The sequence below is a fragment of the Pseudomonas sp. ArH3a genome, from assembly GCF_022648765.1.
Taxonomy (GTDB): Bacteria; Pseudomonadota; Gammaproteobacteria; order Pseudomonadales; family Pseudomonadaceae; genus Aquipseudomonas.
In genome coordinates, this window is sequence record NZ_CP080330.1 from 2,253,035 (window position 1) to 2,276,038 (window position 23,004).

The window sequence follows — 23,004 nt, forward strand, 5'->3', positions numbered from 1 at the left end:
ATGGCCGGCACGCTGGGGCGCGTGCTGGCCATCGGTCGTTTCAGCCTTCGCGCAGCACCGTCAACGGGCTGGCATTCAACGCGCGGCGCGTACCAAATACCCCAGCACCCCCGATCAGCACGGCACCGATCACCGGTAGCAGTAACAGCCACGGGTGAGGGTGCCAGGCCAGGTCAAACGCATAGCGGTACAACACCCATGTGACCAGCTCCGTGCCCAGTGCCGCGAGCAGGCCGCTGACCGCGCCCAGCAAGCCAAACTCGATGCGCCGTGCCTTGACCAGCAACTTGCGCTCTGCACCCAGGGCACGCAACAGCGCCCCTTGGCGAATGCGCTCATCCAGGGTGGCCTGTAAGCCCGAAAACAGCACCGCCATGCCTGCCGCCAGCACGAACAACAGCACGTATTCCACCGCCAGGGTTACTTGGGCGAGGATGCTGCGTAGCTGCTCCAGCAAGGCTTCGACCTGCAGGATGGTGACGGCTGGAAACGCCCGGGACAGGTCGACGATCTGCTGGTCATGCCCTGGCGCCAGGTAGAAGCTGGTCAGGTAGGTCGCGGGCAGGTCTTTCAAGGTGCCCGGTTGGAAGATCATGAAGAAGTTGGGTTGGAAGTTATCCCAGTTGATAGTACGCAAGCTGGTGACGCGCGCTTCGCGATTTTCCCCGCCGATGGTGAACACCAGATGATCGTCGAGCTTGAGCTTCAGGCTTTGCGCGACCTTGGCTTCAACTGACACCCCGGGGATTTCATCACTCGGTTGCTGCGTCCACCAGGAACCTGCGGTCAGCACGTTGCCCGGCGGCAAATCCGCCGCCCAGGTCAGGCTCAAGTCGCGCTGTACGGCGCGGTCGCCGCTGGAGTCTTTGCTGACGATCTGCTGCACCGGCTCGCCATTGATGCTGATCAACCGGCCCGGCACCACCGGGTACAGCGGCGCCGCTTGGGCCTGCACGTCCAGCAGGCGGGCACCAAAGGCATCCTTGTCGGCCGGCAGGATGTTCAGGGCGAAATAATTGGGTGCATCCTTGGGCAGTTGGTTTTGCCAAGTGTCCAGTAGCTCACCACGTAGCAGGGCGATCAAACCCATGGACAACAGGATCAAGCCAAACGCCAGTGACTGCCCAGCCGCCGCCAACGGGTGGCGCAGTAATTGGCCCAGGCCCAGGCGCCAGGGCAGGGAGGCGCGCGCCAACATGCGCCGCAGGCTTTGCAGCAGCAACAGCAGCAAGCCGCCGAGGATCAACGCAGCGACTACACCGCCGCCCAGCAAGGCGAAAGTCAGCACCAGGTCGAGGCTCAGGCGCCACATGATCAGGCCAAGTGCGAACAGCGCAGCGCCATACACCATCCAGGTGCTGGAAGGGATAGGCAGCAGGTCACGTCGCAATACCCGCAGCGGTGGCACACGGCCAAGCGCTGCCAAGGGCGGCAGGGCGAAGCCCGCGAGGGCGACCAACCCGGTGCCGATGCCTGCAACCGCCGGCAGCAGCCCACCAGCAGGCACGTCCGCGGGCAGCAGGTCGTGCAGGAAATAGAACAGGCCAAACTGCGCCACCCAGCCCAGCAGGGCACCGGCCAGGCTCGCCGCCAGGCCCAGCACGCTCAGTTGCAGGCTGAACAGCAGCATTGCTTCGCGTCGTGACAAACCGAGGCAGCGCAGCAGCGCACTGGCGTCGAACCGGCGGCTGGCAAAGCGGTTGGCCGATAACGCCACGGCCACGCCAGCCAGCAGCACTGCCACCAGGCTGGCCATGTTCAGGTAGCGCTCGGCCTTGCCCAGGGCGCCGCCGATCTGCTGGTTGCCGTCGCGCGAATCCTGCAAGCGCTGGTTGGCGGCGAGGCCCGGCTTGACCAGGTCGCGATAGGTTTGCAGCGCCGTACTGCCTTGGGGCGCGCGCCACAGTTCGCGGTAACTCACACGGCTGCCGGGTTGCACCACGCCGGTCGCGTCCAGGTCTGCCAAGTTGATCATCACCCGTGGCGTGAGACTGTAGAAGTTGCCGGCGCGATCGGGCTCGTAAGTCAGTAGGCGGGTCAGGCGCAGGGGCTTCATGCCCACATCGATACTGTCGCCGACTTTCAGGTCCAGCGCCGTCAGTAACCGTGCTTCCACCCAGGCTTCACCGGGCTTGGGGCCGCCGCCTGGGGTTTCAGCACCAAAGGGCTCGGCCGCACTTTTCAACTCGCCACGCAGCGGGTACTGCTCGTTGACCGCCTTGATGCTGGAGAGCTGAATGCCGTTATCCGTGGCGATAACGCTGGAGAACTCGACGATGCGTGCGTGATCCAGGCCTAACTCAATGCCGGATTTGATTTGCTCGGGGCGGGCCGGCGAGCTGCCTTCGAGCACCAGGTCGGCCCCGAGGAACTCGGTGGCACGCAACAGCATGGCGCCATTGAGGCGCGCGCCGAAGTAGCCGATGGCAGTACTGGCGGCCACGGCCACCACCAAGGCGAAGAACAGCACGCGCAGTTCGCCGGCGCGGGCATCGCGCAGCAATTGACGCATGGCAAGGCTGAACAGGCGCAACAGCGGCAAACGTGCCATCAAGGCTCCAGGGGCGCGACCATCAGGCCGGCTTCAAGGCGGATCAGGCGTCGGCAACGGTGGGCCAGGCGCTCGTCATGGGTGACCAGCACCAGGGTCGTGCCGCTCTCTTTATTGAGTTCGAACAGCAGGTCGCTGATGCGCTCGCCGGTGTGGCTGTCGAGGTTGCCAGTGGGTTCATCGGCAAACAGCACGTCCGGCTCGGCGGCGAAGGCTCGGGCGATGGCGACCCGTTGCTGCTCGCCACCGGACAATTGTCGGGGCGAATGGGTCAGCCGTTGGCCCAGGCCGACGCGCTCCAGCAGGTGCTTGGCGCGCGCGCGGGCGTCTTTACGGCCGTCCAGCTCCAGCGGCAGCATGACGTTTTCCAGGGCGTTGAGGCTGTCGAGCAACTGGAAGGATTGGAAGACGAACCCCACGTGCTCGGCGCGGATGCGCGCGCGCTGGTCTTCGTCGAGGGTGCTCAAGGCTTGCCCGGCGAGCGTGACTTCACCGCTGCTGGGCAGGTCGAGGCCCGCCAGCAGGCCGAGGAGGGTGGATTTGCCGGAACCGGAGCTGCCGACGATAGCCAGGCTATCGCCCTTGTTCAGTTCCAGGCTCAGTTCGTGCAGGATAGTCAGTTCACCTTCCGCGCTGGGAACCACTTTGCTAAGGTTCCGCGCGGTGAGAATGCTTGCGCCCATGGAGAATCCGATGCGAATGTGGTTTTTGAGTGCTGGCCTGGCCTTGATGTGCATGGCCCAGAACGCAGCGGCGGGTACAGTCCTGATCGTTGGCGATAGTATCAGTGCCGGTTTCGGCCTGGATACCAGCAAAGGGTGGGTGGCGCTGCTGGAGCAACGGCTCAAGCAGGAAGGGTTTGACGATAAAGTGGTCAACGCTTCCATCAGTGGCGATACCAGCGCTGGAGGCCTCGCGCGGCTGCCGGCGGCGCTTGCAGAGCATAAGCCGGACCTGGTGATCCTTGAGCTGGGTGGCAACGATGGCCTGCGCGGGCAGCCGCCAGCGCAATTGAAACAAAATCTTGCGTCGATGATCGATCAGTCCAAGGCGGGTGGCGCCAAGGTGCTGTTGTTGGGCATGCAATTGCCGCCCAATTACGGGCCGAAATACACCACGGCGTTTGCCGAGGTGTATGGCGCCCTGGCCAAGGAAAAAAGCATCCCACTGGTGCCGTTTTTCCTTGAGGGCGTAGGCGGCCATCCCGAACTGATGCAGGCCGATCAGTTGCATCCGGCGGTCGGCGCCCAGGGCAAGTTGCTGGAAAATGTCTGGCCGACGCTAAAACCACTGCTATGACGCTTTTCTACCGGCAGGCTTTCGGCTAAGGTGGCGCCCCCCCGATCTGGAGCCCCCGATGTCGCGCCCTGCCTGGTCCCTGTTCAACTACCAACTGATCGAGCCTGACGAGCAGTTGGATCTGTTCGCCTGCCAGGAAGTCCGGGTGCATCTGGTCGCGCGTCAACTGGAGTTGGGCGGCTCGATCGACCGTACGCTGTGCGGCACTTTATTGCCGGCGCAACCTCGCTGGTCGTCGGTGGATCGCTCGATCTTCCAGGACCAGCGGCTGTGCCCGCTGTGCCGGGCTATTCTTGAATCGCAAAAGCGCGGCACGCCGCTGATCTGGCCGGAACTGCGCTTCGAATAATGGAAGCAGCTGCAGGCTTCTGGCTATAAGCTGTAAGCTAGTGACTGAAAGCTTGCAACTTGCAGCTCGCTTTTAACCTACCCGTCGTTCTGCGAAGGATTTACCGGATGTTGTCGCGCCTCTCCGTCGTTACTTGCTGCCTGTCTCTCGCTGCCCTGTGTGCAGCCGGTTCGGCGTCAGCCTTGCAGTTGCCCCTGCCGCCGCCGGGTGAAGACATCGTCGGTCAGGTCCAGGTGATCAAGGCCAAGTATGAAGATACCTTTGCAGACCTGGGCACTACCTATGACCTGGGCTATTCGGAAATGGTCGCGGCCAACCCGGGTGTTGATGCCTGGCTGCCCGGTGCAGGCACCGAGATTGTGCTGCCCACGCGGTTTATCCTGCCGCCTGGCCCTCGCGAAGGCATCGTGATCAACCTGGCGGAATACCGGCTCTACTACTATCCCAAGGGTCAGAACGTGGTGTACACGTTCCCGTTGGGCATTGGCCGAGAAGGCTGGGGTTCGCCGATTGCCCACACCAGCATTATCGCGAAGACGCCAAACCCCACCTGGACGCCGCCTGCGTCAATCAAGGCCGAGCACGCCGCCAATGGTGACCCGCTGCCTAACGTGGTGCCGGCCGGGCCGGACAACCCGCTGGGGCCGTTCAAGTTCACCTTGGGCACGCCGGGCTACTTGATCCACGGTTCCAACATGAAATTTGGTATCGGTACGCGTACAAGCCACGGCTGCTTCCGCATGTTTAACAACAATGTGCTGGAAATGGCCGGCATGGTGCCGGTCGGTACGTCGGTGCGCATCATCAACGATGCCTACAAGTTCGGCAGCAGTGGCGGCAAGGTCTACCTCGAAGCGCATACGCCGCTGAACGATGATGGCACGCCTTCTGTGGTCGACAAGCACACCGCGGTCATCAATGCCTTGCTCAAGCGCGAAGACCTGGCCAACAGCCTGCGGGTCAACTGGGATCAGGTGCGTGACGTGGTGGCGGCCGAAGATGGTCTGCCCACGGAGATTGGTGTGCCCGGTGCCAACACGCCAGTGGTGTCCAGCACGCCGGTCGACCTGCAGCAGTAAGCCTGCAGGGTCTATAACCCGTCCCGGACTTGCGCCGGGGCGGGTTTTTTATTGCCTGCGATTCGACGGCGCTGCGTTCAACCTGCAGGCCGTGTCATCGTTCACGACTTTCGCGGGCAAGCCCGCTCCTAAAGGGGAAAGGGCAAAATCCAGGCAATAAAAAAGCCGACCCAAGAATGGGTCGGCTTGATAACAACCCCGAGGGATTATTACTTGCGGCTTGCTTTTTCAAGCATGCGCAGAGCGCGCTCGTTAGCTTCGTCAGCAGTCTGTTGTGCTTTTTGAGCAGCAGCCAGAGCTTCATCAGCTTTACGGTAGGCTTCGTCTGCACGAGCCTGGGAGCGAGCTGCTGCGTCTTCAGTTGCAGTCAGACGAGCTTCGGTTTCTTTGGAGACGCTGCTGCAACCGGTAGCCAGAACTGCGGCCAGAGCCAGAGCAGAGAATTTCAGAACGTTGTTCATCGTGTTCCCCTTCAAGGACTTTCTATTAAATGGCTACTTTCTCAGAGTGAGCTGATAGCCGGCGTACATACTACTCATTACTTGTAGTAAGTAAACTGACGTAGCGCAAGAAGCAAAAAAAATTCTTGTGCCGATTCTATTTTGGCTAATCTTTTGGCGGTTTGTATAAAAACCATCCAGATTTTTTCATTCTGACGGGAGCTGGGTCCAAGCTGAAAGGTCCGGCCCGCATGTGTCAGTGCGGCTAAACAGGTAAAGATTTATATATCCACGTTGACACTTATTTTCAGTTGGCCTTTACCGCCCCCGGCATCTTTTGCGCATGTAGAGGTGACTTTAAGAGCGCCAGTTCGTCTCAAGCTTCAACTGCCGGCAATGTTCAGGCTATCGATCTCTGATTGATCGGAGCCCTTTCTGTAACCGCCAGCGGTAGGGGATGACGAGTGCGCCTTGAGCAATTTCAGGATTGGTGCCTACTATTCCCTACGTGCTGGTTGTGAGCGCTTAGGTTTTCTCGTTGTCGAAACCGGCACGGGGTGGCGTAGATGTTCCTTCGCCGGAAAAACATCGGTAAGGTAGGGGTCGAAATCCAAGACCCGCGAGGAGTAGTGATGAGCGAGGCGTTGTCCATCCACCATGACCAGGCTGGTCATCAGTTCGAGACCAATGTGGACGGTCATCGTGCCTATCTGACCTATATGGACCTCGGGAAGCAAACCCTGGATATCTATCGCACCTTCGTGCCCAACGCTCTGCGGGGCCGTGGTATTGCGGCGGCATTAACCGAGGAAGCGTTGAAGTTCGCCGAAGAGGCTGGCTACACGGTGATCCCGTCCTGCTCCTATGTCGAACGCTACATGGAGCGCCATCAGCGCCATGCCGCGAAGCTCTGAATATTGAGTAAGGCGGGACGCGGAGCGTCCCAGGCTGCATACCCACGCAGAGCGGGGGAGCGATCAACCGCTGCATGAAAAACGCCGGGCTAAGCCCGGCGTTTTTGTGTGCGCTCGATTCAAATACAGGAGCAGTGATTCAAGTGCGTTTGCGTTTGGGCAATACGTCCTTGAGCTTGGCGTGCATGCTGCGCAGGGTGGTCTCGGTGGCGGACCAGTCGATGCAGGCATCGGTGATCGACACGCCGTACTGCAAGTCAGTCAGGTCTTTTGGAATCGCCTGGCAGCCCCAGTTCAGATGGCTCTCGACCATCAAGCCGATAATCGACTGGTTGCCTTCGAGGATCTGGTTGGCGACGTTTTCCATCACCAGCGGCTGCAGGGCCGGGTCCTTGTTGGAGTTGGCGTGGCTGCAGTCGACCATGATGTTCGGCTTGATCTTGGCCTTGCTCAATGCCTGCTCGCAGAGCGCAACGCTGACCGAATCATAGTTGGGCTTGCCGTTGCCGCCGCGCAATACCACGTGGCCATAGGCGTTGCCTTTGGTGGTGACGATGGACACGCCACCTTCCTGGTTGATACCCAGGAAACGGTGCGGGCTGGACACTGATTGCAGCGCGTTGATCGCAACTGTCAGGCCGCCGTCGGTGCCGTTCTTGAAGCCCACGGCCGAGGACAGGCCGGACGCCATTTCGCGGTGGGTCTGGGATTCGGTGGTGCGCGCGCCGATGGCCGACCAGCTGATCAGGTCCTGCAGGTACTGCGGCGAGATCGGGTCGAGTGCTTCGGTGGCGGTGGGCAAGCCCATTTCGGCCAGGTCCAGCAGCAACTGACGACCGATGTGCAAGCCGTCCTGGATCTTGAACGAGTCGTCCAGGTACGGGTCGTTGATCAAACCTTTCCAGCCGACGGTGGTACGCGGCTTCTCGAAATAGACGCGCATCACCAGGTACAAGGTGTCGGACACTTCAGCCGCCAGCACTTTGAGGCGCTCAGCGTATTCGTGGGCGGCCTTGAGGTCGTGGATCGAGCAAGGCCCGATCACTACAAAGAGGCGGTGGTCAGTGCCGTCGAGAATGTCACGGATGACTTCGCGGCCCTTGGTCACGGTCTGCAGGGCAGCGTCACTCAGGGGGATTTCGCGCTTGAGCTGATCGGGTGTGATCAGCGTCTCGTTGGATTCGACGTTTAGGTCATTGATCGGTAAATCAGCCATCGTGTTACTCGTCAGGGTCACGGGTGCCGGCCGCCAGCCATCCCCGTGCGGCGGAGCACAGCATGATTTGAATGCAGGTGCAGGGGGAGGAACCTTAGCGCGTAACACGGGCCCGCGACAATGGGCAAAGCCGGGTTTAATCCAGCGCTGGCGCCACAACCGCCGCATGGGAGAACTCACCCGCATGGCGCGAGACCCACTCGCGGGCCATGGCTTCGAGTTCTGCAGGCGACGGCTCGGCGTGTTCGTGCAGGCGGCAGTAGCGTTCGATCTGGCACACTTGTTCACCCATTCGCGCACCGAACAAGGCGTGCTCATCGGTAAAAGAGATACCGACGCGATAGCCCTTTTCGACCTTGCGGCACCAGGCTACATAGCCCGGATAACGGGCGCTGGGGCCCAGGGAAGGGATACGCAGATCAACCGCCGTACCCTGGCGCCAGGCACGCGGGCAATTGCAGGCGACGCCGCCCAGGCCGATAGTGTGCAGGCGTTGGCGGGCAATGGCAGGAGCGGGACGTTGGATTAACTCGACAGCGACATCATCAGGGTGAGGTAAAAAACGACCCATGTACACGGACTCCGAGCACCGTCCAACTGACGGCAGCAGCAGCAGTATAGTGAAGGAACTGGAATTGACCGACCTGGATATTGACCAGCAGTTGCTGGGATTGCCAGGTATTTCTCTTGTAGTGTTTACCAGTGTCGGCTGTTCCAGTTGCCGCTGGGCACGTCAGCAGTTGCCGGGTTGGCGCTTGCCGCTGGACCGCGTGTGCTGGGTCGATGCCGGGCACAACGGCGGTGCGGTCGAGCGCTACCAGATCTTTCATTTGCCCGCGTTGTTCCTCGTGTGCGAGGGTCAATTTCTTGGGCAATTACAGACACGTCTTACCCATACCGACCTTACCGAAGCGATTAATCAAGCCCTTACCCGTACTCCAGAGGAACTGCCATGACAGCACAGTCGCCCCGCATCGGCATTATTGGCACCGGCGCCATCGGTGGTTTTTACGGCGTGATGCTGGCGCGTGCCGGGTTCGATGTGCACTTTCTGTTGCGCAGCGAATACGCGGCAGTCAGCGAGCACGGCCTGCACCTCAACAGCACGCTGCATGGCAAGTTGCACCTGCACCCGGTGCAAGCCTATGCCCGCGCTGCGGACATGCCAGCGTGCGATTGGCTGCTGGTAGGCACCAAATCCACCGGCAATGTGGACCTCGCGCCCACCATCGCCCAGGTTGCCGCGCCGGATGCCAAGGTGTTGCTGCTGCAAAACGGCCTCGATGTCGAAGACAGCCTGCGCGAACACCTGCCGCCGTCGCTGCACCTGCTGGGCGGCCTGTGCTATATCGGCGTGCACCGCTCCGGGCCGGGCGTCGTCGAGCACCAGGCCTTGGGCCGGGTGAATCTGGGCTATCACAGTGGCACGGCGGCCAACGATGAGACGCGTCAGAAGGCGATTGTCGAAGAGGGCGCCGCGCTGTTTCAAAAGGCTGGTATCGAGTCCCAAGCCATGGCCAATGTGCACCAGGCGCGCTGGCACAAGTTGGTGTGGAATGTGCCGTACAACGGCCTCTCCGTGCTGCTGGGCACCGGCACCACCGCAATGATGGCCGATGAATCCAGCCGCGAGCTGATCCAGGCATTAATGGCCGAAGTGGTAAAAGGTGCGCGTGCCTGCGGGCATGAAATACCCGCCAGTTACGCCGAGCAGATGTTCGCCATGACCGAAACCATGGACGACTACCTTCCTAGCATGTACCACGACCATGTGCACAAACGCCCCTTGGAACTGGCGGCGATCTACGCCCGGCCATTGGCCGCTGCGAAAGCGGCGGGGTGCGAATTGCCACGTATGCAGGCGCTGTATCAGGCCTTGAGTTTTATTGATCGGCACAACCGTTGATTCGGGGGAAACACCATGGCAAAGGGATTGGGCGACAAGCTGGTACTGGCGATTTCGTCGCGGGCACTGTTCGACTTGAGCGAGAGCCACAAGATATACCTGGCCGAAGGTGTGGAGACTTACCGCCAATACCAGATCGAACATGAGGAGGAAATTCTCGAGCCCGGCGATGCCTTCCCGCTGGTCAAGAAACTCCTGAGCCTCAACGCCAGCCTGGGCCGCGCCCGGGTCGAGGTGGTGCTGGTGTCGCGCAACAGTGCCGACACCGGCTTGCGCGTGTTCAACTCGATCCAGCATTACGGCCTGGACATTTCCCGCGCCGCGTTTGTCGGCGGGCGCAGCCCTTATCCTTATCTGGCCGCCTTTGGTTGCCACCTGTTTTTGTCGACCCATGCCGAAGATGTGCGCAGTGCGTTGGATGCCGGGTTTGCGGCGGCGACCATTCTCTCGGGCGGCCCGCGTCGGGCCTCGAGTGAAGAACTGCGGATTGCCTTCGACGGCGACGCAGTGCTGTTTTCCGATGAGTCTGAGCGTGTCTATCAGGCGGGCGGCCTGGCGGCGTTCCAGGCCAGCGAGCGCGAGTCGGCGCGCGAGCCTTTGCACGGTGGTCCGTTCAAGGGGTTCCTGGCGGCCCTCAACCTGTTGCAGCGTGAGTTTGCCGACGAGGCGTGCCCGATCCGCACCGCGCTGGTCACCGCGCGCTCGGCACCGTCCCATGAGCGGGTGATTCGCACGTTGCGCGAATGGGATATCCGCCTCGACGAATCGCTGTTCCTCGGCGGCCTGGAGAAGGCCGCGTTTCTGGAGGCGTTCGCCGCCGATGTGTTTTTCGATGACCAGGCCGGTCATTGCGAGAAAGCCAGGGAAGTGGTGGCCACCGGGCATGTGCCCCATGGCATCAGTAATGAGTTGAAAATCCACACTGAGAGCTAAGCCGAACTCCCGTAGGCGCTGCTAAGCTCATTCAATCCCCGCCATCCTGGCCCTCCAGGAGGTTCTATGATTCGTTCGATGCTGTACGCCACGGATCTTGGTCTGTATGCGCCCTATGTCATGCAACATGCGCTGGCACTGGCCCGAACGTTCAAGGCGGATTTGTATGTGATTCATGTGGTCGAGCCGATTGGGCTGTTCGCCGAATCGGTGTTGCAGAGCTACCTTGATGAGAAGGCCTTGAGTGAATGGCAGAGCCAGGGGCTGACCACGGTGATGGCGACGATCGAGCAGCGGGTGCTGGACAGTTTTCGCGAGGAGTTGGGGGAAGGGGAGCAAGACCTGGAATTGATTCGCTCGGTGCGGGTGATCCAGGGGGACCCGTGCGAAGTGATTCTCGACCAACTGCGCAAACTTTCCGTCGACCTGTTGATCGTAGGTAGTCATAGCCACGCAACCGCAGCGGCCACACCGCTTGGACGCACCGCTGCACGGGTGTTGCAGCTGTCTACGGTGCCGGTTTACCTGGTGCCGTCGTTACAGCGTCGACGCAGTGATGACATCTGAGCGGTAAAAACGATAAAAAAGTTCTAGATTTATCCGTCTAACCTTTAATATAGTTATATACCGTCGCTGATACCCGTGGCGTCTATCTGCTTTGAGGGATACATATGAAGCTTCAACAACTGCGCTACATCTGGGAAGTGGCGCACCACGACCTCAACGTTTCCGCTACCGCTCAAAGCCTTTACACCTCGCAACCCGGTATCAGCAAGCAGATTCGCCTGCTCGAAGACGAGCTGGGCGTCGAAGTGTTCGCACGCAGCGGCAAGCACCTGACCCGCGTCACCCCGGCTGGCGAGCGCATCATCACCACCGCCGGCGAGATCCTGCGTAAAGTCGAAAGCATCAAGCAGATCGCCCAGGAATTCTCCAACGAGAAGAAAGGCACTCTGTCGATCGCCACCACCCACACCCAAGCGCGTTATGCGCTGCCGCCGGTGATCCGCGATTTCATCAAGCAGTACCCGGACGTCGCCCTGCACATGCACCAGGGTTCGCCGATGCAGATCGCCGAGATGGCCGCTGACGGCACCGTCGATTTCGCCATCGCCACCGAAGCCCTCGAGCTGTTCGGCGACCTGGTGATGATGCCGTGCTACCGCTGGAACCGTTGCGTCGTGGTGCCACAAGGTCACCCGTTGGCCAAGCTGCCGAAACTGACCCTGGAAGCCCTGGCGGAATACCCGATCGTGACTTACGTGTTTGGGTTTACCGGCCGTTCCAAGCTCGACGAAGCCTTCAGCCATCGCGGCCTCACACCGAAAGTGGTGTTCACCGCTGCCGACGCCGACGTGATCAAGACTTACGTTCGCCTGGGCCTGGGCGTGGGCATCGTCGCCAAGATGGCGGTCGACACCACCCTCGACAAGGACCTGGTCGTGCTCGACGCCAGTGAACTGTTCGAGTCCAGCGTGACCAAGATCGGCTTCCGCCGTGGCACGTTCCTGCGTGGCTTCATGTGCGACTTCATCGAGAAATTCGCGCCGCACCTGACCCGCGAAGTCATGGCCAAGGCGATCCAGTGCCACAACAAGCAGGAACTGGAAGAGTTATTCGACGGCGTAGAACTGCCGGTTCACTGAGTGGTTTATCTGGCCTCGGTAACCGTAAAGTGTTGCCGAGCGCCCGCCACCAGAATCTCCACCTCATCCCCTTCGAACTTGCCCAACAGGCTTTTGCCCAGGGGCGAGCGCGGGGTGATGACGGTCACCGGTTGCCCAACCACATCGACCTTCAAGCCTGCCGCGTCCGGCGCCAGAAACAGCCATTGCTGGCGACCGTTTTCGTCTGCCAGGCCCAGCAGCGCGCCGACTTCTATCCCGCGTTGCTCATCGTAAGCCCGTAGCTGCAGGTTCTGGCACAGCGCCAGCGACTGCTTGATTTCCTCGACCCGTTTGGCTTGCCCGGCCGCCAAGTAGGACGCCTCCAGCCCGAGCGTGTCGTACTTGTTTTCGGCGATGTTTTCTTCGTGGGTCGCGGTCTCGTAGGCGGTCTGCGCGGCACGTTGAGCGATGTCGAGATCGACAGTGAGTTTTTCCAGGATCAGCTGGAGGACAGCGTGCTTATTCATGGGCATCAATCGCAGAATTGCAGGACATTCGCCTTGCTCTTTTCATTGGGCGCGTTCTGGTCCTGTTGCAGCCAGAACTGGCATTTGGGGTTGGCCAGGTTGCGCGCGTTGTTGCGCGCCTGGTCCAGGGTTTGCTGCTGTTCCTGCTTACGCAGGTTTTCCTGGTACTGCTCGAACATGCGGTTCGGCGGTTCAGGCGCCACAACGGTGGCGGGCTTGCTCAATTGCTGAACGGCCTGAGCCACCGGCGCCAGGCTTTGCGGGAACACATAGCGCGACGCCAGCCAGGTGGTCAGCACAATGGCGATAAACCCCAGCCAAAGGCCGAACGCCACTGCAATACTGAGCTTGAACAGCGACAACGAACGATCAGACATGATGGCCTCCTGGCGGCATTTACGGCGTGGTGGCGATTGTCGCACAGCCACTGTGCAGAATAATCGCGATCAAGCCTTCTGCATCGGCGCATTTATGCGGACAATCGAGCCTTTGAGCGTTGGAGCCCGGAATGAAAGCCCGCTGGGATATTTTTTGCAGCGTCGTCGACAACTACGGCGACATTGGCGTGACCTGGCGCCTGGCCCGGCAACTGGTGGTGGAGCACGCGTGTGAAGTGCGCTTGTGGGTCGATGACCTGCGGGCCTTCGAGCGCATGTGCCCCGAGGTTGATGTGCAGCGCGACCAGCAGTGGCAGGAGGGCGTGGAAGTGCGTCACTGGCCGGCGCAGTGGCGCGATACACCCTCTGCTGACGTGGTTATCGCCGCGTTTGCCTGCCAATTGCCGCCCGAATACATGGAAGCCATGGCCGCGTGCGAACGCACGCCGTTGTGGATGAACCTGGATTATCTGAGCGCCGAAGACTGGGTAGTGGGTTGCCATCGCCTGCCGTCGGTGAAGTTCAAGGGCGTGCAGAAGTACTTCTTCTTTCCTGGCTTTCGCCCGGGCACAGGTGGGCTTTTACGCGAACGCGGGTTGTTGGCGCAGCGTCAGGCCTTTCAGCAGGATCGCGCTGCGCAGCAACAATTCCTGCAAGCGCTGGGCGTGTTTCCGGCGGAGGGTGCGCGTTTGATGTCGTTGTTCGCCTACGAAAATGCCGGGCTCGCCAGTTGGCTGGACGTGCTGGCGACGGACGGGCGTGCCACTCATCTGTTGGTGCCGGAAGGGCGCATCCTTGGCGATGTGCAGCGCTGGCTCGGTGTAGAAGGGCTGGCGGCGGGAGCGGTGCATCAGCGCGACGCCTTGACCGTGCAGGTGCTGCCGTTCGTGCGCCAGGAGCAATATGACCGCCTGCTGTGGTGCTGCGACTTCAACGCCGTGCGCGGCGAAGACTCGTTCGTGCGCGCCCAATGGGCCGGGCGGCCGTTGCTGTGGCACATCTATCGCCAGGACGAAGACATCCACCTGGATAAGCTCGATGCCTTCCTGCAGCTGTACACGGCGGCCTTGTCGCCCGCCGCCAAGGCCGCCGTGGTTGCTCTTTGGCAAGCCTGGAACGTTGGTGGCGATATGGCACAACCGTGGAAAATGCTGCTGGAGCACTGGCCGCAGGTGTGTCAGAACGCCCAGACGTGGTGTCTGGAACAAGGCTTGCAGGCCGATCTTGCGACGGCGCTGGTACAGTTTTATGAAAGTTGGATATGATACGCCACCTTGATTTTTGTAAATCCCATCCAAATTTCGGATATATGCAATGAAAACTGGTAAAGAACTGAAACCCGGTACAGTGATCCGTCTCGAAAACGACCCTTGGCTGGTTCAGAAAGCTGAGTTCACCAAGTCTGGTCGTAACAGCGCAATCATGAAGACCAAGCTGAAGAACCTGCTGACCGGTTACAAGACCGAGATCGTCTACAGCGCCGATGACAAACTGGACGACGTGATCCTCGACCGCAAAGAAGCGACCCTGTCCTTCATCAGCGGCGACACCTACACGTTCATGGACACCACCGACTACACCATGTACGAGCTGAACGCTGAAGATATCGAAGCCGTTCTGCCGTTCGTTGAAGAAGGTATGGAAGACGTCTGCGAAGCGATCTTCTTCGAAGACCGCCTGGTTTCCGTAGAGCTGCCGACCACTATCGTGCGTAAGGTTGCCTACACCGAAGGTTCCGCTCGCGGCGACACTTCGGGCAAGGTCATGAAGCCTGCCAAGCTGGCTAACGGTACCGAGCTGCAAGTGGCTGACTTCATCGAAATCGACGACCTGATCGAGATCGACACCCGCGAAGGTGGTTCGTACAAAGGTCGCGCCAAGAAGTAATTCTGGCCCCGCCGATACGAAAAAAAGCCCGACCTAGCGTCGGGCTTTTTTATGGGCGTCTGTTAATCAGACGGTCACGTGCAGGCGTACATCGACGTTGCCACGGGTGGCGTTGGAGTACGGGCAGACTTGGTGAGCGGCGTCGACCAGGCTTTGCGCGTCGTCCTGGGCCAGGCCCGGCAGGCTCACGTGCAGGTCGATATCCAGGCCGAAACCACCGGGGATTTGACCGATGCCGACGTGGGCAGTGATCGAAGCGTCATCCGGGATTTTGCGTTGGGTCTGGCTGGCGACAAACTTCAGCGCGCCGATAAAGCAGGCCGAGTAGCCGGCAGCGAACAGTTGTTCAGGGTTGGTGGCCTGGCCGCCGGCACCGCCGAGTTCTTTGGGGGTGGAGAGTTTGACATCGAGGATATTGTCGCTGGAAACAGCACGACCATCACGGCCGCCGGTGGCGGTGGCTACTGCGGTGTAGAGAGTTTGCATGGTGTCGTCCTCTTGATTTTAGCGCTAAATAGTTGCGCGCTAAGTAGTTGGTGAGGCGAATGTATAGCGCTAATGTTTAGTGCGCAAGGTAAATGTACAAAAATATTCTGCGATGAGTGATCTCCTGACACACCACACCAACAAATGTGGGCGCTGGCTTGCCTGCGATTACGGTGTGTCAGCCGATGTATTCATGACTGATGTACCGCGATCGCAGGCAAGCCAGCTCCCACATTGGGTATTTGGCGTTGGGTCTACGGCGTCAGACGCTAGCCTGCAGATTTCTACGCAAGGCAATCAAATCGCTTTGCAACGTACGCAACTGCTCCAACTGCAGCCCGCTGGCGCCGAGGATGCACTGCGGAACCCCCATGGCTTTTTCCTGCAAGGCACGGCCTGCCTCGGTCAATTCCACCACCACTACGCGTTCATCTTCGCGGCTGCGGGTGCGGCTGAGCAGGCCTTCGGCTTCCAGGCGCTTGAGCAGCGGCGTCAGCGAACCCGGATCGGTCAGCAGGCGGCTACTGATTTCGCCGACGGTCAAGCCATCCTCTTCCCACAGCACCATCATGGCCAGGTACTGCGGGTAGGTCAGGCCGAGGGCTTGCAGCAGCGGCTTGTAGACCTTGGTCATCAGCAGCGACGTGGAGTGCAGGGCGAAACATAACTGGTTGTCCAGCATCAGGTTTTCGCAGGGGGCGGGATTTTTGCTCATGGCGGTGCCTCGAAAAAGCGTGTCTGGGCTGGAATCTAGCGTTCAAATGTTTAATGCGCCAGATAATTCTGTCCGCAGGGTCAGACCAATCCGCTTTGCAACGCCAGGTCCCACGGCGGTATGGGGCTGAAGCGCGCCTTCAAGTATTCCAGCAAGAGGCGGCTGCGGGCGTTGGCTTGTTGTTCCAGGCGCAGCGCGTAGATACCGCTGGTTTCCGGGCTGGGCAGGCCGTTTTCGCAAAACAGCGGCAGCAGTTCGCCGCGCACCAAGTATTCACTGGCCAGCCAGGTGGGTAAATGCGCGATGCCCAGCCCGGCCAGGGCGCCGGAGAGCAAGGCTTCGGCGTTATTGGCACTCATGCGGATGCGCTGCGGGCGATAGGTGGCACGGCGCCCATCCAATTCGAAGCGCCAGGCGAACATCGGCGCCAGGCCGTCCCAGTCGAGGCCATCGTGTTCGCTCAGTTCTCGCGGATGCGTCGGCGTGCCACGGCTTTTCAGGTAGGCCGGGCTGGCGCAGGCGATGCGCACGATGCTGGCCAAGTGTGTGGCGATCAGCCGGGTGTCGACGATATGCCCGGCGCGCAGCACCAGGTCGACCTTGCCCAGGTGCGCGCCCTGCATGTCGACGAAGCTATCGATCAAATGCAGGTGCACATCCAGCCCCGGGTACACCTTCAGAAAGTCGGCAATCACCGGCGCCAAGTGCCGTCGACCAAACGCCGCCGGCGCGTCCACCCGAATCAAACCTTCTGGCGCATGGCTCAAAGACACCGCCTCGGCCCGGGCCAACTGCAACTCGCTGACAATCCGCCGCGCCCGCTCGGCAAAGGCCAGGCCTGCCGGTGTCGGCACCACCGCATGGGTGCTGCGCTGGAACAAGCGGCTGCCCACCGAGCTTTCCAGGCTGTCGATACGCCGTGCCACCGCCGACGGTGTCAGCGGGTGGCGGCGGGCGGCCGCGGAAAAACTGCCGGTTTCCAACACATCGAGAAACAGGCTCAGTTGGTCGGTCAGGGTGTTCGGGTTCATGGGCGCTTGCTTGTGCGAAATTGGCACAGCCATTGTGCGTTGCTGTGCGTTTCCACGCCAGAGCCGACTGCGTAGCATGCATGGCTTGGGCTTTTGGAGTGATGCGCAGTGTTGGATTTAGCGATGTACCTGATATTGGGCGCGGCCCTGGGCACGGTCGGTGGCCTGTTTGGCATTGGTGGCGGGCTGATCGCGATTCCGGTGCTCGGGGTGTTGTTCGGCCTGGACCAGCAGCTCGCGCAAGGCACTGCGCTGGTGATGGTGGTGCCCAATGTGATGCTGGCCCTGTGGCGTTACCACCAGCGCAACCGCATCGAACTGCGCCACGCGTTGCCGCTGGGGGTCATGGGTTTCAGTTTTGCCTGGCTTGGTTCGATCTGGGCGGTCGGCCTGGATGCCGGCGCCATGCGCATTGGTTTTATCGCGTTCTTGCTGACGCTCTCGGCGTACAACTTGGTGCGTATGTTCACCCGCAATGCGCCGCCGACTGCGCAGATGCGCTATTCCTGGCCATGGCTTGGCGTGCTGGGTGCTGCGTCCGGCTCCATGGGCGGTTTGTTTGGCGTGGGCGGCGCGGTGGTTGCCACGCCGGTGTTGACGAGCCTGTTCGGCACCTCCCAAGTGGTCGCCCAAGGCTTGTCGCTGGCGTTGGCGCTGCCCAGCACCAGCGTGACCCTCGTGACCTATGCCTGGCACCACGAGGTGGACTGGATGATCGGCGTGCCTCTTGCGGTCGGTGGGCTGCTGAGTATCAGTTGGGGCGTGAAAGTCGCTCATGCGCTGCCGGAACGGGTATTACGCGGCCTGTTCTGTGGCTTTCTGGTCGTGTGTGCGTTGATGCTGACCTTTAAAGTTTGAAGCCTTCGAGGATGTACTCCGCCAGGCAGTCGGTGATGGGGGAGTTCATGGACGGGTTACGCAGCAGCCGCAGGCTCATCGACGGCAACGCTGGAAAGCCCTCGTCGCTGCCGAGTATTCGCAGCTCTTCAGTGACCAGGCTTTCCATGCTGATCATGACTGCGAGGCCAGCGTTGACTACCGCCTGAATCGCCGCCACGTTGGAGCTGTGATAAGCCATGCGATAATCGCGCCCGGCCGCGTCCAGAGCCGTTCGCGCCCAATTCGTGTACAGGCAGTCAGCGCCGGAAATCGCCAGAGGCAAGGCCTCATGCTCGTCCACGCAGAAACACGACGAGGCGACCCACACCATACGATCAGTGCGCAACAGCTCGCCGATTTCACTGCCGGGTTCACGGCTGATAACCGTCAATGCCAAGTCCCGCCGCTGCATCAGCACCGTGGAAGACTCGCAATGCATCTCGATCTGGATCAGCGGGTACGCCTTGGAAAACCGTTTGAGGATGCCCGGCAGATAACGCATCACGTAATCGTCCGGCGTACCGATGCGCACCAACCCGACCATGTGCGGTTCGCGCAGCGTGTTGAACACTTCGCTGTGCAGCTTCAGGATGCGCCGCGCATAACCCAGTAGCACCTGGCCTTCGGGCGTCAGCCGCACCTGGCGGCCATCGCGCTCGAACAGCTTGCGCTGCAACACGTCTTCTTCCAGGCGTTTCATCTGCATGCTCACCGCCGATTGCGTGCGGTTGACCAGCTCGCCGGCGCGGGTAAAACCGCCTTGGTCGGCGATGGCGACGAAGGTGCGCAGTACTTCGGTGTCGATGCTGGGGTAGCCGGACAATTGATCAATCTCCGAGATGTATTGCATAAGAAACATTCGTTGGATTGATCATAAGGCCAGGCACACACTCTCGTCATCCCCACTGGAGGGCGAGAAGATGAAAGGTCAGAAAGGTTATGTGTTGATGGCGAAACGTCCGTTTTCCGGGCTGTTTCAGCGGGTGGCCCGTTGGCAGGCGCTGCATCATGAGCGTCAGACATTGGCGAGCTTGAGTGATGACGCGCTCAAGGACATCGGGCTCAATCGCGGCGATGTCGAGCAGGACCGTCACCTGCATTTCTGGCAAGACCCGCTGCGAAAGTAACCCAGGATGCAGTAGGGTAGTCGGCGCGCCCACACGGAGAAACCTATGCCCGCCGACCTGTCTTTTTCACTCAAGCAAGCTCGACGCATAGCACTGGCGGCCCAGGGTTTTTCCGGGCGCCAGGCGCCGGCACTGGTCAAGGCCGCGCACCTTAATCGTTTGATTGAGCGGTTGGGCGTGCTGCAGATCGATTCGGTCAATGCCGTGGTGCGCTCGCATTACCTGCCGCTGTTTTCTCGCCTGGGCAATTATTCCCCTTTGATGCTTGAGCAAGCCGCCTGGAGCCAGGGGCGACGGCGCTCGTTATTTGAATACTGGGGCCATGAGGCCTCCTTGCTGCCCATGGCGCTGTACCCGTTGATGCGCTGGCGCATGGAGCGGGCCAAGCTGGGGCAGGGGATCTATTCGCAGATGGCGCGTTTTGGGCGCGAGCAGCAGGCCACCATTCAGCGCGTGCTGCAGACCGTCGAGCAGCAGGGCGCGCTGGGTGCGGGCAGTTTATCGACCCGTGAGGAGCGCGCCGGCCCATGGTGGGATTGGAGTGATGAAAAGCACGCGCTGGAATGGCTGTTCGCTGCGGGGCTGGTCACGGTCGCGGGGCGGCGCGGGTTTGAGCGGCTGTATGATTTGCCCGAGCGGGTGATTCCCGCTGACATTCTTCAGCAAGCGCCCCTGAGCGAAGCCTGCGCCCAGCGCGGCTTGCTGTTGCACAGCGCAACCGCGTTGGGCGTGGGTACTGAAAAAGACCTGCGCGATTACTTTCGCCTGGACCCCGCCGACAGCCGCAGCCGCCTGGCGGAACTGGTCGAGGATGGGCAGTTGCTGGCGTGCCAGGTGCAAGGCTGGAAACAACCGGCGTACTGCCTGCCCGAGCCGAAAGTGCCGCGAAAGGTTCCGGCCAGTGCCTTACTGTCGCCCTTCGATTCGTTGATCTGGGAGCGCAGCCGTACTGAGCGGTTGTTCGCGTTCCGTTACCGGCTGGAGATCTACACCCCGCAAGCCAAGCGGGTGTACGGCTACTACGTGCTGCCGTTTTTGCACAACGAGCGAATCGCTGCACGGGTGGACCTGCGTGCCGAACGCGCCAACGGGCGCCTGGCGGTGCACGCGGTGCACGAAGAAGAGCTGGGGCTGGATGAGGAAGGCATGCAGGCGTTGGCCCTGAACCTGCGGCAGATGGCTGATTGGCTGGGGCTGGAACAGGTGCAGCTCAATTGCCAGCGGCCCAGTGCTGCTCGGTTAAGAGTGGCAATGCTACAAACATGAGTTGTAGCGGTTTTTTGTGGCGAGCGGGCTTGTCGTGGCAAGCCCACTCGCCACGGGAACCTCACTCGCCACAAAATCTCAACGTTTAACCTGTTTCAAGGTCTCGGCAATCAGAAACGCCAGTTCCAGCGACTGATCGGCATTCATCCGTGGGTCGCAGTGGGTGTGGTAGCGGTCCGACAAGCCGTCTTCGGTGATCGGCCGCGCGCCGCCGATGCATTCGGTGACGTTCTGCCCGGTCATCTCGATATGAATCCCGCCGGCATAGCTGCCCTCGGCCTGGTGCACCTGGAAGAACTCCTTCACCTCGCCAAGGATCTGCGCAAAGTCGCGGGTCTTGTAGCCGCTGCTGGCCTTGATGGTGTTGCCATGCATCGGGTCGCTGCTCCACAGCACCTGCTTGCCCTCGCGCTGCACGGCGCGGATCAGGTTGGGCAGGTGGTCGCCCACCTTGCCGGCGCCCATGCGTGCGATCAGGTTGAGGCGGCCGGGGTCGTTGTCCGGGTTGAGGATGTCGATCAAGCGGATCAGGTCGTCGGGGTTCATGCTTGGGCCGACCTTGACGCCGATCGGGTTGTTCACCCCGCGCAGGAATTCAACGTGGGCACCGTCCAACTGACGGGTGCGGTCGCCGATCCAGAGCATGTGCGCGGAGCAGTCGTAGTAATCGTTGGTCAGGCTGTCGCGGCGCACGAAGGCTTGCTCGTAGTTGAGCAGCAGTGCTTCGTGGGCGGTGAAAAAGCTGGTTTCGCGCAGTTGCGGCGAGCTGTCCATGCCGCAGGCGCGCATGAACGCCAGGGTTTCATCGATGCGGTTGGCCAGTTGGCTGTATTTCTCGGCCAGTGCGGAGTTGGCGATGAAGTCCAGGTTCCACTTGTGCACTTGGTGCAGGTCGGCGAAACCGCCTTGGGCAAACGCGCGCAGCAAATTGAGCGTGGCCGTGGACTGGTGATAGGACTGCAGCAGGCGGTCTGGGTCCGGCACGCGGCTTTTCTCGTCGAAACCAATGCCGTTGACGATGTCGCCACGGTAGGCGGGCAGGGTGATGCCGTCGATGGTTTCATCATTGGCCGAGCGCGGCTTGGCGAACTGACCGGCCATGCGCCCGACTTTCACCACCGGGCAGCCGGCGGCGAAGGTCATCACGATCGCCATCTGCAAAAGCACTTTGAAGGTGTCGCGGATTTTCGCGGCGGAGAACTCGGCAAAGCTCTCGGCACAGTCACCGCCTTGCAGCAGGAACGCGCGGCCCTGGGTCACTTCGGCAAATTGACGGCGCAACTCGCGGGCTTCCCCAGCAAACACCAGCGGCGGGTAGCTGGCCAGGTTCTGCTCCACTTGCAGCAAGTGTGCAGCGTCCGGGTACTGGGGTTGTTGCTGGATCGGCAGGGCGCGCCAGCTGTCGGGGCTCCAGGGTTGGCTCATCATGAACTCGATTGGTTGATTGACGGTCGGGCGCCAATGTTATCAGCAATTAGTGCGTGACCTGTTGCCGCTGGTTGGCCGACAATCGCGCCTTTGCCGTACGGTAAACCCTTTAGGAGTAGTGATGACCGAGGAGCGTGTCGAGCGCCTGCTGGCTGAAGTCCATGATGATTTCGGCATGATCCGTGTGCTCGAAGTGGCGGATTACCGCTTTCTCGAGTTTGGCGACGCCATCGAGCAAAGCTGCGTATTTACCGCCGACCCGAGCTGGCTGGAATACGACTACACCCGCGCCATGTTGGTTGGCGCGTTGTGCCATGAGCAACCGGAGAGCGCGCTGTTCCTTGGCCTGGGCGCCGGAACGTTGACCCAGGCGTGCCTCAAGTTCCTGCCGCTGGAAGACGTCGAAGCCATTGAACTGCGCCCGGATGTGCCGCGCCTGGCCATTGAATACCTGGGGCTGGATGACGACCCCCGCTTGTACATCCGCATTGGCGACGCGCTGCAATTGCTCGACAGCGCTGAATCGGCCGACCTGATTTTCGTCGACCTGTATACGGATGTCGGCCCCGGCGTCGGCCATCTGGCCTGGACCTTCCTGGAAAACTGCCAGAAGAAACTCAACCCCGGCGGTTGGCTGGTGATCAACCAGTGGGCCACCGACGATGGCAAACCGCTGGGGGCGGCGCTGCTGCGTGGGTTGTATCACCGCCATTACTGGGAGCTGCCGGTGAAGGAGGGCAATGTGATTTTGTTGGTGCCTTCGGAGTTGGATCAGGAGTTGGACCTGGGGGCGCTAACGGCGCGCGCAGAAGCATTGGCGCCGCAGTTGGGGTACTCGTTGCAGGCGTTGATCAAGGCTATTCGGCCGGCCACTTAGTTGCCTGTACTGACGCCATCGCGGGCAAGCCCGGCTCCCACATTTTGAATGCATTTCAACAGGTGAACACCCTTCAAATGTGGGAGCCGGGCTTGCCCGCGATGGCGTCA

The 23,004-nt window shown here is 60.9% G+C and carries 27 protein-coding genes; 15 read left to right on the top strand and 12 right to left on the bottom strand.

All coding sequences use genetic code 11. The annotated features are described in order from the left end of the window. Positions 1-40: 40 nt before the first annotated feature. Both K0P33_RS10245 and K0P33_RS10250 read right to left on the bottom strand, forming a co-directional pair. The gene (locus K0P33_RS10245; RefSeq protein WP_242155118.1) at positions 41-2,551 is read right to left on the bottom strand and encodes an ABC transporter permease; all 2,511 of its coding nucleotides are present in this window, start codon (positions 2,549-2,551) and stop codon (positions 41-43) included. Continuing rightward, entirely contained in the window at positions 2,551-3,234 is a 684-nt protein-coding gene (locus tag K0P33_RS10250) for an ABC transporter ATP-binding protein (protein WP_094952453.1), read from the bottom strand. The genes K0P33_RS10245 and K0P33_RS10250 overlap by 1 nt, the downstream gene beginning before the upstream one ends. Before the next feature lie 10 nt (positions 3,235-3,244). Between K0P33_RS10250 and K0P33_RS10255 the strand changes: the two genes are divergently transcribed. The 3 genes from K0P33_RS10255 (at position 3,245) to K0P33_RS10265 (ending at position 5,278) form a co-directional block, all read left to right on the top strand. Next, positions 3,245-3,850 carry an arylesterase gene (locus tag K0P33_RS10255; RefSeq protein WP_164487917.1) on the top strand — a complete coding sequence of 202 codons (606 nt, stop codon included), beginning with the start codon at positions 3,245-3,247 and terminating at the stop codon, positions 3,848-3,850. A 58-nt stretch (positions 3,851-3,908) separates the two neighbouring features. Further along, entirely contained in the window at positions 3,909-4,199 is a 291-nt protein-coding gene (locus K0P33_RS10260) for a hypothetical protein (RefSeq protein WP_058414681.1), read from the top strand. Positions 4,200-4,306: 107 nt separating this feature from the next. Further along, complete coding sequence (locus K0P33_RS10265) at positions 4,307-5,278, top strand: L,D-transpeptidase family protein (RefSeq protein ID WP_242155119.1); 972 nt, start codon at positions 4,307-4,309, stop codon at positions 5,276-5,278. A gap of 209 nt (positions 5,279-5,487) precedes the next feature. Here K0P33_RS10265 and oprI read toward each other — a convergent pair whose 3' ends face one another. Continuing rightward, entirely contained in the window at positions 5,488-5,739 is a 252-nt protein-coding gene (oprI, locus tag K0P33_RS10270; RefSeq protein ID WP_003172710.1) for an outer membrane lipoprotei OprI, read from the bottom strand. A 611-nt stretch (positions 5,740-6,350) separates the two neighbouring features. On the opposite strand from oprI, the gene K0P33_RS10275 reads away from it, so the two are divergent. Then, the gene (locus tag K0P33_RS10275; protein ID WP_003189869.1) at positions 6,351-6,632 is read left to right on the top strand and encodes a GNAT family N-acetyltransferase; all 282 of its coding nucleotides are present in this window, start codon (positions 6,351-6,353) and stop codon (positions 6,630-6,632) included. 139 nt (positions 6,633-6,771) lie between these two features. Here K0P33_RS10275 and K0P33_RS10280 read toward each other — a convergent pair whose 3' ends face one another. Next, a complete protein-coding gene (locus tag K0P33_RS10280; RefSeq protein ID WP_094952450.1) occupies positions 6,772-7,848 on the bottom strand; it encodes a 3-deoxy-7-phosphoheptulonate synthase in 1,077 nt (358 codons plus the stop codon). Between the two features lie 136 nt (positions 7,849-7,984). Further along, positions 7,985-8,419, bottom strand: coding sequence for a PilZ domain-containing protein (locus tag K0P33_RS10285; protein WP_242155120.1), 435 nt, complete (start codon positions 8,417-8,419; stop codon positions 7,985-7,987). On the opposite strand from K0P33_RS10285, the gene K0P33_RS10290 reads away from it, so the two are divergent. The 5 genes from K0P33_RS10290 to cysB all read left to right on the top strand — a co-directional run bounded on the left by K0P33_RS10290 (position 8,418) and on the right by cysB (position 12,333). After that, positions 8,418-8,804, top strand: a complete 387-nt coding sequence (locus tag K0P33_RS10290) for a thioredoxin (RefSeq protein ID WP_242155122.1) — start codon at positions 8,418-8,420, stop codon at positions 8,802-8,804. The two genes, K0P33_RS10285 and K0P33_RS10290, sit on opposite strands and share 2 nt — an antisense overlap. After that, positions 8,801-9,754, top strand: a complete 954-nt coding sequence (locus tag K0P33_RS10295) for a putative 2-dehydropantoate 2-reductase (protein WP_242155124.1) — start codon at positions 8,801-8,803, stop codon at positions 9,752-9,754. Before K0P33_RS10290 ends, K0P33_RS10295 begins: the two co-directional genes overlap by 4 nt. A gap of 15 nt (positions 9,755-9,769) precedes the next feature. Then, on the top strand, positions 9,770-10,687 hold the full coding sequence (locus K0P33_RS10300; RefSeq protein ID WP_094952446.1) for a 5'-nucleotidase: 918 nt from the start codon (positions 9,770-9,772) through the stop codon (positions 10,685-10,687). A 66-nt stretch (positions 10,688-10,753) separates the two neighbouring features. Continuing rightward, positions 10,754-11,254, top strand: coding sequence for a universal stress protein (locus tag K0P33_RS10305; RefSeq protein ID WP_242155126.1), 501 nt, complete (start codon positions 10,754-10,756; stop codon positions 11,252-11,254). Positions 11,255-11,358: 104 nt separating this feature from the next. After that, on the top strand, positions 11,359-12,333 hold the full coding sequence (cysB, locus tag K0P33_RS10310; protein WP_094952444.1) for an HTH-type transcriptional regulator CysB: 975 nt from the start codon (positions 11,359-11,361) through the stop codon (positions 12,331-12,333). Between the two features lie 5 nt (positions 12,334-12,338). On the opposite strand, the gene K0P33_RS10315 is transcribed toward cysB, so the two are convergent. Further along, positions 12,339-12,821 carry a GreA/GreB family elongation factor gene (locus K0P33_RS10315; RefSeq protein ID WP_242155128.1) on the bottom strand — a complete coding sequence of 161 codons (483 nt, stop codon included), beginning with the start codon at positions 12,819-12,821 and terminating at the stop codon, positions 12,339-12,341. A 5-nt stretch (positions 12,822-12,826) separates the two neighbouring features. Continuing rightward, positions 12,827-13,198 (bottom strand): hypothetical protein, encoded by a 372-nt coding sequence (locus K0P33_RS10320; protein WP_242155130.1) that lies wholly within the window; start codon positions 13,196-13,198, stop codon positions 12,827-12,829. Positions 13,199-13,329: 131 nt separating this feature from the next. Between K0P33_RS10320 and earP the strand changes: the two genes are divergently transcribed. Together earP and K0P33_RS10330 are read left to right on the top strand one after the other, a co-directional pair. Beyond that, positions 13,330-14,463 carry an elongation factor P maturation arginine rhamnosyltransferase EarP gene (gene earP / locus K0P33_RS10325; RefSeq protein ID WP_242155132.1) on the top strand — a complete coding sequence of 378 codons (1,134 nt, stop codon included), beginning with the start codon at positions 13,330-13,332 and terminating at the stop codon, positions 14,461-14,463. Between the two features lie 49 nt (positions 14,464-14,512). After that, a complete protein-coding gene (locus tag K0P33_RS10330) occupies positions 14,513-15,085 on the top strand; it encodes an elongation factor P (RefSeq protein WP_003218698.1) in 573 nt (190 codons plus the stop codon). Between the two features lie 66 nt (positions 15,086-15,151). Here K0P33_RS10330 and K0P33_RS10335 read toward each other — a convergent pair whose 3' ends face one another. The 3 genes from K0P33_RS10335 to K0P33_RS10345 form a co-directional block, all read right to left on the bottom strand. Further along, positions 15,152-15,571 (bottom strand): organic hydroperoxide resistance protein, encoded by a 420-nt coding sequence (locus tag K0P33_RS10335; RefSeq protein ID WP_094952441.1) that lies wholly within the window; start codon positions 15,569-15,571, stop codon positions 15,152-15,154. Positions 15,572-15,833: 262 nt separating this feature from the next. Continuing rightward, on the bottom strand, positions 15,834-16,286 hold the full coding sequence (locus K0P33_RS10340; protein WP_094952440.1) for a MarR family transcriptional regulator: 453 nt from the start codon (positions 16,284-16,286) through the stop codon (positions 15,834-15,836). Between the two features lie 80 nt (positions 16,287-16,366). Then, on the bottom strand, positions 16,367-17,317 hold the full coding sequence (locus K0P33_RS10345) for a LysR family transcriptional regulator (RefSeq protein WP_094952439.1): 951 nt from the start codon (positions 17,315-17,317) through the stop codon (positions 16,367-16,369). A 108-nt stretch (positions 17,318-17,425) separates the two neighbouring features. On the opposite strand from K0P33_RS10345, the gene K0P33_RS10350 reads away from it, so the two are divergent. Further along, a complete protein-coding gene (locus K0P33_RS10350; protein WP_242155136.1) occupies positions 17,426-18,175 on the top strand; it encodes a sulfite exporter TauE/SafE family protein in 750 nt (249 codons plus the stop codon). Here the strand turns inward: K0P33_RS10350 and K0P33_RS10355 are convergent. Next, on the bottom strand, positions 18,165-19,046 hold the full coding sequence (locus tag K0P33_RS10355; RefSeq protein WP_094952437.1) for a LysR family transcriptional regulator: 882 nt from the start codon (positions 19,044-19,046) through the stop codon (positions 18,165-18,167). The genes K0P33_RS10350 and K0P33_RS10355 overlap by 11 nt on opposite strands. 70 nt (positions 19,047-19,116) lie before the next feature. Here K0P33_RS10355 and K0P33_RS10360 point away from each other — a divergent pair, with 70 nt between their 5' ends. Next, positions 19,117-19,323, top strand: coding sequence for a DUF1127 domain-containing protein (locus K0P33_RS10360; protein WP_242155138.1), 207 nt, complete (start codon positions 19,117-19,119; stop codon positions 19,321-19,323). A 45-nt stretch (positions 19,324-19,368) separates the two neighbouring features. Further along, positions 19,369-20,589 (top strand): winged helix-turn-helix domain-containing protein, encoded by a 1,221-nt coding sequence (locus tag K0P33_RS10365; protein ID WP_242155140.1) that lies wholly within the window; start codon positions 19,369-19,371, stop codon positions 20,587-20,589. A gap of 78 nt (positions 20,590-20,667) precedes the next feature. Here the strand turns inward: K0P33_RS10365 and K0P33_RS10370 are convergent, their stop codons facing one another. Next, entirely contained in the window at positions 20,668-22,014 is a 1,347-nt protein-coding gene (locus K0P33_RS10370; protein ID WP_094952434.1) for a 3-deoxy-7-phosphoheptulonate synthase class II, read from the bottom strand. A gap of 124 nt (positions 22,015-22,138) precedes the next feature. Here K0P33_RS10370 and K0P33_RS10375 point away from each other — a divergent pair, with 124 nt between their 5' ends. After that, positions 22,139-22,894 (top strand): spermidine synthase, encoded by a 756-nt coding sequence (locus K0P33_RS10375; protein ID WP_094952433.1) that lies wholly within the window; start codon positions 22,139-22,141, stop codon positions 22,892-22,894. Positions 22,895-23,004 lie beyond the last annotated feature (110 nt).

Bases quoted from the DNA above. Each gene is read 5' to 3' on its own strand.
- K0P33_RS10280 (WP_094952450.1), bottom strand. From the start codon at position 7,848: ATGGCTGATTTACCGATCAATGACCTAAACGTCGAATCCAACGAGACG.
- K0P33_RS10255 (WP_164487917.1), top strand. From the start codon at position 3,245: ATGCGAATGTGGTTTTTGAGTGCTGGCCTGGCCTTGATGTGCATGGCC.
- K0P33_RS10375 (WP_094952433.1), top strand. From the start codon at position 22,139: ATGACCGAGGAGCGTGTCGAGCGCCTGCTGGCTGAAGTCCATGATGAT.
- K0P33_RS10265 (WP_242155119.1), top strand. From the start codon at position 4,307: ATGTTGTCGCGCCTCTCCGTCGTTACTTGCTGCCTGTCTCTCGCTGCC.
- K0P33_RS10340 (WP_094952440.1), bottom strand. From the start codon at position 16,286: ATGAGCAAAAATCCCGCCCCCTGCGAAAACCTGATGCTGGACAACCAG.
- K0P33_RS10285 (WP_242155120.1), bottom strand. From the start codon at position 8,419: ATGGGTCGTTTTTTACCTCACCCTGATGATGTCGCTGTCGAGTTAATC.
- earP (WP_242155132.1), top strand. From the start codon at position 13,330: ATGAAAGCCCGCTGGGATATTTTTTGCAGCGTCGTCGACAACTACGGC.
- K0P33_RS10290 (WP_242155122.1), top strand. From the start codon at position 8,418: ATGTACACGGACTCCGAGCACCGTCCAACTGACGGCAGCAGCAGCAGT.
- K0P33_RS10335 (WP_094952441.1), bottom strand. From the start codon at position 15,571: ATGCAAACTCTCTACACCGCAGTAGCCACCGCCACCGGCGGCCGTGAT.
- K0P33_RS10355 (WP_094952437.1), bottom strand. From the start codon at position 19,046: ATGCAATACATCTCGGAGATTGATCAATTGTCCGGCTACCCCAGCATC.
- K0P33_RS10360 (WP_242155138.1), top strand. From the start codon at position 19,117: ATGAAAGGTCAGAAAGGTTATGTGTTGATGGCGAAACGTCCGTTTTCC.
- cysB (WP_094952444.1), top strand. From the start codon at position 11,359: ATGAAGCTTCAACAACTGCGCTACATCTGGGAAGTGGCGCACCACGAC.
- K0P33_RS10370 (WP_094952434.1), bottom strand. From the start codon at position 22,014: ATGAGCCAACCCTGGAGCCCCGACAGCTGGCGCGCCCTGCCGATCCAG.
- K0P33_RS10315 (WP_242155128.1), bottom strand. From the start codon at position 12,821: ATGAATAAGCACGCTGTCCTCCAGCTGATCCTGGAAAAACTCACTGTC.
- K0P33_RS10300 (WP_094952446.1), top strand. From the start codon at position 9,770: ATGGCAAAGGGATTGGGCGACAAGCTGGTACTGGCGATTTCGTCGCGG.
- oprI (WP_003172710.1), bottom strand. From the start codon at position 5,739: ATGAACAACGTTCTGAAATTCTCTGCTCTGGCTCTGGCCGCAGTTCTG.
- K0P33_RS10365 (WP_242155140.1), top strand. From the start codon at position 19,369: ATGCCCGCCGACCTGTCTTTTTCACTCAAGCAAGCTCGACGCATAGCA.
- K0P33_RS10330 (WP_003218698.1), top strand. From the start codon at position 14,513: ATGAAAACTGGTAAAGAACTGAAACCCGGTACAGTGATCCGTCTCGAA.
- K0P33_RS10295 (WP_242155124.1), top strand. From the start codon at position 8,801: ATGACAGCACAGTCGCCCCGCATCGGCATTATTGGCACCGGCGCCATC.
- K0P33_RS10250 (WP_094952453.1), bottom strand. From the start codon at position 3,234: ATGGGCGCAAGCATTCTCACCGCGCGGAACCTTAGCAAAGTGGTTCCC.
- K0P33_RS10275 (WP_003189869.1), top strand. From the start codon at position 6,351: ATGAGCGAGGCGTTGTCCATCCACCATGACCAGGCTGGTCATCAGTTC.
- K0P33_RS10305 (WP_242155126.1), top strand. From the start codon at position 10,754: ATGATTCGTTCGATGCTGTACGCCACGGATCTTGGTCTGTATGCGCCC.
- K0P33_RS10345 (WP_094952439.1), bottom strand. From the start codon at position 17,317: ATGAACCCGAACACCCTGACCGACCAACTGAGCCTGTTTCTCGATGTG.
- K0P33_RS10245 (WP_242155118.1), bottom strand. From the start codon at position 2,551: ATGGCACGTTTGCCGCTGTTGCGCCTGTTCAGCCTTGCCATGCGTCAA.
- K0P33_RS10260 (WP_058414681.1), top strand. From the start codon at position 3,909: ATGTCGCGCCCTGCCTGGTCCCTGTTCAACTACCAACTGATCGAGCCT.
- K0P33_RS10320 (WP_242155130.1), bottom strand. From the start codon at position 13,198: ATGTCTGATCGTTCGTTGTCGCTGTTCAAGCTCAGTATTGCAGTGGCG.